The following is a 9,997-nucleotide window of genomic DNA, read 5'->3' as shown; positions in this document are numbered from 1 at the left end:
CTCATAACCCGAAGGTCGTAGGTTCAAATCCTGCTTCCGCAACCAACAACCTCCTAAAAATAGCTACTTTAACTATCTTTATTCCTTTGCATACTCAGTAGAAACCATTATAGTTTAATCTCTTTCTGACTCAACTACTCAGCTGTAATTTTCCTAACTGATGTATTACAAAAGTTACCCAGATCCACGATCAAAGATATAGAGTGCTTTGCTTGTCTGATGCAGGGGTAATCCTCCCTAAACAGAATGTATAATCTTCTACTGGAATTTTAATGTCAATGAAACTCTATTGTTCACACCAGCTTTATCAAAAATATTTTTAATATGATTTTTCACTGTTGAAAGAGCATTTTTATGTCTCGCAGCTATCTCTTTATTAGTCAGTCCATTAGCTACCATAATGGCTATTTCCTTCTCTTTATCAGTTAAAAACTGCATAAAATCAGGTTCATCTAGTTTATTTTGTTGAATATGCCGTTTAATAATAAAATAAGCCAATTCATCAAAAAACCAACACATTCCATTTTGAATCGTATCGATTGCTTTATGAAGATTCTCACCTGCAATATAGATATTTTCATAACCATCAATTTTAAGTGTAATCAGTCTGTATGCATGATAAACATTAGGAATAGCGTTAAATAAAAATACTTTCCCGTTATATATTTTTCGTAAATCACTCAAAAAAGAGATAATATCATGCACATGCGTTTCATCAATTAAAAGTATTTGTACACTATCCTTTTTTACAAGAGCTTTTAAAAGTTGTGCATCATTTTTATAAGTTACACATTGATATTGCGTTCCAAGAGATTTTTTCCAATGATTTAAAACTGAATCCATAACAGAATACATTGCTACATTCATCATATTTATCTCTCACTCAAAACGTTCTCTTTTGCTCTCAAAAGCGGTCTTAATATGAAGTCAAGAATAGTTTTACTCCCCGTAACAATGTCAACATCAGCAGTCATACCTACCAAAACATCTAATTTTTTATCGCCATTGCCCAAATAACTCTCTTTAGTCTTAATACGTACTAGATAGTAACTTTGTTTATCGACATCATCAACAATCGTATCCGGACTAATATGAGTTAATTCCCCCTCAAGTGAGCCATATACAGCAAAGTCATAAGCAGAAAACTTTACAATCGCTTTTTGTCCAGGATGTAAGAACGCAATGTCACCGGGACGAATTTTTGCTTCTACTATAAGATTATCCTGAGTTGGAACGATTGCTATGATCTCCATACCAGGTTTAACAACACCACCTACCGTGTTCACAAATATCTGCTTAACCGTTCCATTGACAGGTGAAGACACATTGGTTCTTTTTACTCTGTCCTCTCTAGCTACATTTCCGCTCTGAAGTCTTTGCATCTCTGCGAGTGTCTCATTTAATTGCTCTTTTGCACTATTTCGAAATTTAAATTCGATCTCTTGCAAATTATTTTTTTGTTCTTCAATAACAGATTCTAGACGTGGAATTGATAGCTCTACTGCATCTAATTCACCTTTTATGGTCGTCATTTGACGTTGTAATTGTATAAACTCAACTTCGGACATAATTTTTTGTTTAACCAAAGGTTCACTTATTTGCATCTCTTTTTGTATGAGTTTAAAATTACTTCTCAACTGCCCAACTTTAGATTGCGCTTCTTTTAATTCATTTCTTTTTTGCTGAAGTCGTCTGTTATAAATTGTAATGTCATTATTAAGTTGTTGCCGATTTGAAATGTGCAAAGACTCTTCATGCCGAATTAACTCAGGAGATTTTTTTATTATTTCATCTGTAGTTAAAAAAGCTCCCCCTGTTGATTCGGCCCTCAAACGTATTGACTTCGCTTCTAATTCATCATAACGCAACTGATTTTCATTAAATGTTGATGTAAATCCTGTATCATCTATTTTTACAAGAACATCCCCTTTCTTTACATTCTGTCCCTCTGTGACTAAAATATCACTAACTATTCCACCTTCAAGATTTTGAACAATCTGAACTTGTTTGGAAGTCATTACTTGCCCTTGACCCCGTGTTAACGTATCAATTTCAGAAAAATATGCCCAAAGTAATATAAGGAGAATAAACAATCCACTCAGCCTAAGGATAATCTTTGTAGCTATAGGTGTTTGAAGCAGTATGACTGCACTAACAGAATCCATATAATCTAAATCACGTTCTTGTTTGACTTGTATATTCTGTGTATCTTTACTTTTGTAATTAAAGTTTACAAATTTATCCCTAAGCCCCATGTTCAACTCTTTGTTCAATATCATTTAACTTTTTGATAACATCATCGCGATTACCATCTAAGACTAAATTACCATTATTAAGTACGATTAGTCTAGTTGTTAAATTCAATAATAAATTTCTATGTGTGATTAATATCATTGTTCTATTCTGAGCATAACTCTGTAACATATATGTAAATTGTTTTTCACGTTCTACATCCATAGAGTTTGTCGGCTCATCTAAAAGAAGAATAGGAGATTTATCAATAAACGCTCTCGCAATCGCAATAGCCTGTTTTTGCCCACCGGATAGCCCATCTCCTCTCTCTCCTACAGGTAAACTAAATCCCATTGGATGTTTATTGACGAAGATATCTATCCCGCTAAGTTTTGCTACACTTAATATCTCTTCATCATTAGCATCAGGTGTTCGCATAATAATATTTTCTTTTAGCGTACCCTCGAATAAAACAACATCTTGAGGAACATAAGAGATGTTACCGCGTAAATCTGCGGGATCAATCTGTTTAATATCGATACCGTCTATTAAAATAGACCCTTCCTGCGGTTCATACAAACCTAATAAAAGTTTTTCAATCGTAGTCTTGCCTGAACCATTAGCCCCAATGATAGCTACAGACTCACCAGAGTGAATAGTGAAACTGATATTATTCAATATTTTTCGCTCACTGTCCGGATAGGTAAAACTTACATTTTGAAACTCAATCTTTCCTGTAAATGAAGGGCGCTCTACAAATTTTTTCCCCTCTTCTCTTTCGCCTTGAAGCAGCATTATGTTGTTAATAGCATTGTAGGCAGTTTTCGTTTGCTCAAAGTTGGTGATAAGATTTGCAATTTGAGCAAGAGGCGTAAGAATACGTGATCCGAGCATAACAAGCGCAATAAGCCCTCCCATTGTCAGTTCTTTTTCTCCAATGGCATAAACGCCCGCTACAATGATTACCACCGTATTAAACTGAATAATAAATCCTACAAAAACTGAAATAGAATTTGAAAGAATTTTTGTATGTTGACTTTTTTTAGAAACACTTCCGGTAGCTTCTTCCCATTTCCATTGATATTGTCCACCGATACCAAGTGATTTAATCGTTTCCAAAGCACTTAAAGACTCAATTAAAATAGAATTTTTAAACGATGAAGCTTCGTAAGTACTTTCTATGCTTTGACGTATCGGTTTTTCAATGATAAAACTGTAGGCAATAATAATAATTGCAAAAAGAATCGGAATTACGACTAACCAACCTCCAATCATATAGATAACCAATAAAAATAAAATGCTAAACGGCAAATCAATCAAAGTTGAAATCGACACTGCCGTAAAAAAGTTTTTGATTGAATCAAAGTCTTTAATAACGTTAGCGAATGAGCCGACAGATTTTGGTTTTGATGATAGTTTTAAATTCAAAACTTGCTCATAAATTATGGAGGACATAATAACATCACTCTTTTTAGAAGCATTTTCTAAAAAATAGGCGCGTAAAAATTTAAAGAGCAGATCAAATACATACACTATAAAAATACCTGCGGCAAAAATCCACATAGTATCAATAGCATTATTTGGAACAACCCTATCATAGATATTGAGGGTAAAAATAGGTGTTGCCAGTACAAACATATTGATCAAAAAAGATGCGATCAGCACATCTACATAGATGCTTTTTGAATGTTTAATCGTACTCCAGAACCAATGGTGTTTTTCATGTTCCAGCACTCTTTTTCTTGCATCTTTATAATGATGTTCAGGTTTGATCAAAAAGGCATAGCCAAGATATTCATCTTCTAACCTTTCTATACTGACCAAGGTTTCAGCATCGCCAAGTTCTGGAAGAATGATTTTAACTTGTTTGTTTTCTATATCTATTCCCGTTAAAATACAAGCACGTTCATCCTCGGAATTACCGCTTAAGACCAAAATCACCGGAAGTAAAAGGGGGGAAATCTCATGAAGTTGATATTGAACAAGTTTGGAGCTAAATCCGGCTCTTTTAGCCGCTCTGAAAAAAGTTGCTTTTACGTTATTATCTTCACGTGTAAAAAGTTTAGGGGTGATCCGACCTGCTTCAACAGGTAAATCCGCCACAAGTGCCTCTGCACTAAATGGGCGATTATAAATCTTGGTGAAAATCACCAAGCATTCTAAGATAGGGTTATCGATAGTTTTACTCAAAACTTATACTCATCTCTTCAAAAAGTTTCCCCGTATATGCAAGAACTTCATAGTAGGCGATTAAACGATCATACTCAGCACTTACTTTCCGGTTACGAGCATTATTGAACTCGACACTTATATTGAGTAAATCAATAATACTTCTTCTCCCTAATTCATGCTCTTTTTCATAGTTAGCTTTTGTTTCACCCGTTGCATTCATATAGCTTTCTATATGCTGTAGGCTATTTGTAGTAAGATTAAAATTATTACGTGAAAGTGTCAACCCTTCAACCACAGAGCGTTCTTGATCTAAATACTTGCTTTGTTCTTTAAGTAATTTATGTTGTTTTGTTTGTTCAAATGCACTATCTGAACCACCTTTAAAAAGATTATAATTTACAACCAATAATGCGTTATAACCCATATCTTCTGTTTCTTTTGCTCCTGGCGTACCAGGTACTAATGGGTTGTCATAGCCCACTCCATGAACTTTATCGTTCCAATACGCTTGTGCCACGATATCTACTGTTGGATAAAAAGCTGCCTTTGCCCGATTTGCTTCTGCTTTTATAGCCGTTACCGTAGATCGGGTAGAATGTAAGAGTGGATAGTTTTGTTTAGCTAATTCGACTAAATCTTCCAAACTTTCTGCTGGAAGTTTTTTTAGGCTAGGAGTTTGAAACTGTTCAAGAGAAGTGATTTCCGGCAATAAACTTTTATAATTTGCTATCGCATTCTCGTGCTGTAATCGAGCCATATATTCTAAATCTTTTGTATTTTCATAACGTGAAAGTGTTTGCATGTAATCAGAATTAATTCCCGCTCCTGCATCAACTTTAATTTTTACTTGTTCTAAATACTTCTCATGCAATTGAGTATTTTCTTTTGCGATATCTAAAAGACTTTTTGTTTTTAGAACTTCCAAATAGGTTCTCGACATCTTTTTGGCTAATTCATTTGAACTGTCGTAAAATTGATCATTCGCTGACAAAATTAATGCTTTTTGCTGTTCTTTTTCATACGTGGTAGCAAAACCTGCAAATATATTGTTACTAAGTGTGATAGTAGTATTTTGACGAACAAGTGAAGATCGTTGATGTTGATTTGCAGGTGTTCTTGTCACCTCAGGACCAACAGAATAGGAAAGATCAAGTGAAGGATAGTACTGTGCATCTACTTGTTGCAAAATTTTCTCTTGCATCAATATTTCTTCTTTAACACCTTTGATACTTGGATGAGTCTTTACAGCTTGCTGTATTGCATCTTGTATCGTAAATGCACATGAATGTGTTGGCATTAACATTAAACTACACAAAGCACTTAGTAAAAATTTTTCTCGTATTTGCATTTCTCATTTCCTTCAAATCTTTTTTGAAAGTTTATGTGAAATTTGTCGGAAACTTGTCAGAAATACGATTTATCTGATAAAAAGACGATATCCAGTCGAGGGAATTGAAACCAATTCTAGTTCGGGAACTTTTTTTCTTAATCTGTAAATTAAGTCTCGTGACGTTGATTCTGCAACATCTTTATCAGTCCAAATAACCTCGAAAAGTTCCTCATGGGTAACAAGTTTATTAGGACGTTTACACATATAAAACAACAACGCATTTTCTTTAGCACTCAATCCTACCGGGATATTGTCTCTAAAAAGTGTTTGTCTCTCAAGACAATAACAGCACGTCTCTGAAAACTCTAAACTACGTATAATTTCCATAGGTTTAGATTTGTTTTCAATCTCTATTTTTGTAAATATTAAACTCAAAACAATTTCAATATCTCTTTGTGCAAAAGGTTTTACTAGAAAACTATAAGGAAGTGTTTTTGCTGCCTCTTGAACCGTTTCTTGATCTCCATGAGCGGTAATAAATATAATTTTTACGTTAAAGTCATACTTATTAATCTCATTTGCTAGCCAAATACCGTCCTTCGCACCATAAAGGTTAATATCTAAAAAAATCAAATCCACTAAATTACTCTGCAAAAATTCCAATGCCGATAAAGCATTATTCGCAACATATAGTACTTTATGCCCATTTTCCTCAACTGCTTGTTTGATGTATTCTGCGGTAACCAATTCATCTTCAACAATACATATATTTAACATAGATAAACTCCAGTGTGATTCGAGTAGCTTTTAAATAGATAAAAGATAATGGTATTTTATTATAGCATCACTTGAAGAAGTAATAAATTTATAGCAGAAAGCTGACCTGAAATTATTCAGGTCAGCTTATTTATACACCGGCAATACCGTGATCATCTACATACATAGATGCAGATTTCATCTCTCCAAGGCCAACATCTACAGAACTTGCATAAGTATGAGAGCCGATATCCATATCAAAACGAGTTTCAAACACATCCATACTCAAGACATCTAGATCACCTTGAATCGTCAATAACGGTCCTACGGCATAATCAATCGCAGAAATTTCTATTGTCGGTAAAGATGTTTTTGTATCTTTCATATTCAATATATCTGCGAGTGGAATCTTTACACCGGCGTTAAAATCAGCTTTTAAAAGATCAAGGGCATAACCAAGACCTAGTTTTGCTTCCGTATCGTTATAAAAGTTTGCATCAGGAGTAATCTGCAAACTATAATCCAAAATACCGTTACCATCTTTATCGTACATACTCGCATTTTCGATTGCCAAACTCTCCTCTTGATTCGCATTGAACTTAAATATAGTTCCGTCTTCCAAAATCATCTGGAATTCCATATCATCTACACTCAACGCAAATTGCTGCGTAAAATTCACATCTGCATACGCATCAAGATCCGCCGCTTCTATATTGATTCCAAGATCAATATATTTTGTGATCTCATTACGTGAACCTTGATCCAATCCGGCCAATTCTAACAGATAGTCAAGTCCAATCTCAAGATCCAACGGATTAATCTCAGGAACACCCGATGTTGTCGTTGCACCTTCCGTTATGATAGCATTGACGATAAATGCCACAACCTGATCTATGTCTAAACTCACTTTAACTAGTGGTACATTCCCCTCACCTTCTGCCGTAAAGAAACCAAAAGATCCTGAATCAGCGTTTAATCCTTCCATGGTATACGAATCAGGGAATGTGTTTACATGGAAAAGTGCCGATGTACTGTTACCTTTCATATCGAGTTCAAAGATAGGCACCCCTTCTGTACGCCCGTAAGCATCAATCATATATTGTCCCAATGCACTCACAAATGTCGCTATAAAATCATCAATAGATGCAGGGTTCAAGTCTCCAACACCATACAGATCTTTAAACTCTTGAGTATAATCAAGTTTTGCATTGACCATATTAAAGATTGCTTCAGTAAGTTCCGCCACATCTACACTAACAATATCTCCCTCTTTATAAAAATCTTCTGTATACTCGGCAACTTTTCCTTTAGTCTCAATAGTAGGGAATCCAATTTCTACACTCAGCATACCTTGCGTCAATTGATCAAGCAATGAATTTTTCAAAGAGGACGCTTCAGCAGAATCATCTTTCAGTGCACTCGCCAACTTCTCGATAAACGGAATTTTAATTGAGCCTAGATCTCGTGTATCCAGATCAACCAAAACCAATTCACCGGATTTCATTTCACTATCAGACGCCATAGAATTAGTCGAAACCGTGATTGTTGTCTTCTCTATAGGATCTGCTTCGAATACCGTGGTTCCCAATGCTTTGAGATACGCTTCGTCCAATTGGTACGTAAAATCAAGTCCTACATCATAAAGCAATGCCACATAAAACTGTAGGTTTGGACTAATGGTCGAGAATGCCACATCTTCACCCGTCATCACATTTTTCATCATCGGATTCAAGACAAGCATATCTGTCGTTTCGTTATATTGTGATGTTGATGTCAAGAGGTAGTTTATATTTGTATCCACAGAACCTGCATCCAAAACAAAATCTACCTGCATCCCCACTCGTGCAAACAGTTCTGCATTCGCCTGTAAATCTAAACCGAAATCAAATGCCCCACTATCATATGCAGTGTTGTAAGCCAAATTTGCAGCTTCTGCAACGAGTAATTCTCCCGTTACCGCCGCACCGTCTACGACGGTAACACCACTATCATTGATCTCAACTGATCTATCGGTATAATATCCTGCATCATGCATTGCTTTTTCAGCGACTAAAGCTTTTTCCCATGCTTCATTCATTGCCAATCGGGTATCTTCTACCGCTCTTTCTAGCGGTTCCAAGAGGTCTTCTTCTGCGCGTTTTGTAAGATACAAAGCTGAATTGTAAGCAAATTCAGCAGTTTTAAATAACGCATAAGCAAGCTGTTCCGCGCTCCATTTAATTCCATAATCAGCTGCTTTAAAGATATATTCATACCATGGTGCATGATCCATCGCATATTTTGCCGTTTCAGTTGCATTATGAGCACTATTATAAACTTTTAAAGTCTCATCATATACCCCTTTTGCCGCATCCAATACCCCATCTTTTATAGTAACTCCTGCATCTAGCGCAAAATTTGCCGCTTCATATGCGATCTTTTTCAGCGTATAATTAGCCCATGCTTCTAAATTTTTACCGACAAGGTCTGCTTTTGTTCTTACATCATTGACCCAATCCCTTATAGCCTGTCCAATACTTTTCGCATCCAAATCCACATCGATAATATTAAAAATACCGCTGCGCCATTCACTCCCCTCTGATGTATCATCCCACTGCTGAGTTGTTTCGTTCCATTTTATAGGAGCTTCCCCTATAAATGGGATATATTCATGCCACCCAAGAGTAGCATCTATGTCTGATCCCCACATACTTTGGTCGTTTTGGTCAAATTCAATAAGTGAAAATGCACTGTTGATATCATATGCGAGGGCTAACTCTTCCACAGCTTGTGTATTTGTGATGGCATCTTTAGCCGCCACACGCAAGGTTCCGAAGCTATCAACATCTTCGGGGAAAACCAATATAAAAAGATGCTCGCCACTGTAATTTTCAATGCCTCCGCTAACATCTTCCCCCTGAGGAGTAAATATTTTACTCCCTTCCGGAATACCGCCAAACTCTAAAAATACACTCCCTTGTTCGGACGTCTCACTAAAAATCTTTAAAGCGAGCTCATTAACGTTAGTCGTCGCAAAAACACTCATCTCCAGCGTTGGAGCCTCATTCATTCCCGTCATATTAATGATGATATTTGTTGTGGCTTTCGCACCATGCTCATCCGTTACGCTCACAGGGATCGTAACCGTTAGGCTATCTCCGGCATTAAGGTACTGATAATTCTCATTGCTTGGATCAAAACTGTATTCACCAGTTTGTCCATTCAGCATAAACCCTGCAACCGCAGCTGCGCTATAGGTCAGAACAGCGTTTTGATCGATATCATTGGCTATTAATTTGCCATATATTACCGCAGCATCCTCTTTTGTCTCTACCACTAATACTGAAGCTATCATCGGTGTATCATTTGTACCCGTCATGTTAATGATGATATTCGTTGTAGCTTTCGCACCATGCTCATCCGTTACGCTCACAGGGATCGTAACCGTTAGGCTATCTCCGGCATTAAGGTACTGATAATTCTCATTGCTTGGATCAAAACTGTATTCACCAGTTTGTCCATTCAGCA

General features: G+C 36.2%; 6 protein-coding genes. All 6 read right to left on the bottom strand.

Translation table 11 applies throughout. From position 1 onward, the window contains the following. Positions 1-258 precede the first annotated feature (258 nt). Complete coding sequence (locus tag PHR02_RS09690; RefSeq protein WP_299991586.1) at positions 259-870, bottom strand: response regulator transcription factor; 612 nt, start codon at positions 868-870, stop codon at positions 259-261. A gap of 2 nt (positions 871-872) precedes the next feature. Continuing rightward, positions 873-2,279 carry an HlyD family type I secretion periplasmic adaptor subunit gene (locus PHR02_RS09685; RefSeq protein ID WP_299991583.1) on the bottom strand — a complete coding sequence of 469 codons (1,407 nt, stop codon included), beginning with the start codon at positions 2,277-2,279 and terminating at the stop codon, positions 873-875. Continuing rightward, positions 2,245-4,422, bottom strand: a complete 2,178-nt coding sequence (locus PHR02_RS09680) for a type I secretion system permease/ATPase (RefSeq protein ID WP_299991581.1) — start codon at positions 4,420-4,422, stop codon at positions 2,245-2,247. The genes PHR02_RS09685 and PHR02_RS09680 overlap by 35 nt, the downstream gene beginning before the upstream one ends. Further along, the gene (locus PHR02_RS09675; protein WP_299991578.1) at positions 4,415-5,752 is read right to left on the bottom strand and encodes a TolC family outer membrane protein; all 1,338 of its coding nucleotides are present in this window, start codon (positions 5,750-5,752) and stop codon (positions 4,415-4,417) included. The genes PHR02_RS09680 and PHR02_RS09675 overlap by 8 nt, the downstream gene beginning before the upstream one ends. A 69-nt stretch (positions 5,753-5,821) precedes the next feature. Further along, positions 5,822-6,511 carry a response regulator gene (locus PHR02_RS09670; protein WP_299991576.1) on the bottom strand — a complete coding sequence of 230 codons (690 nt, stop codon included), beginning with the start codon at positions 6,509-6,511 and terminating at the stop codon, positions 5,822-5,824. 130 nt (positions 6,512-6,641) lie between these two features. Then, positions 6,642-9,997, bottom strand: a 3,356-nt coding sequence (locus PHR02_RS09665; RefSeq protein WP_299991575.1) for a VCBS domain-containing protein, incomplete at its 5' end; no start/stop codon positions are given.

The organism is Sulfuricurvum sp., from assembly GCF_028688295.1.
Classification (GTDB): domain Bacteria; phylum Campylobacterota; class Campylobacteria; order Campylobacterales; family Sulfurimonadaceae; genus Sulfuricurvum.
The sequence above is the reverse complement of the archived record's forward strand: the minus strand, read 5'-3'. Positions and strand labels throughout refer to the sequence as shown.

Excerpts from the sequence above, each read along its gene's own strand:
- PHR02_RS09690 (WP_299991586.1), bottom strand. The coding sequence starts at position 870 with ATGATGAATGTAGCAATGTATTCTGTTATGGATTCAGTTTTAAATCAT.
- PHR02_RS09685 (WP_299991583.1), bottom strand. The coding sequence starts at position 2,279 with ATGATATTGAACAAAGAGTTGAACATGGGGCTTAGGGATAAATTTGTA.
- PHR02_RS09675 (WP_299991578.1), bottom strand. The coding sequence starts at position 5,752 with ATGCAAATACGAGAAAAATTTTTACTAAGTGCTTTGTGTAGTTTAATG.
- PHR02_RS09670 (WP_299991576.1), bottom strand. The coding sequence starts at position 6,511 with ATGTTAAATATATGTATTGTTGAAGATGAATTGGTTACCGCAGAATAC.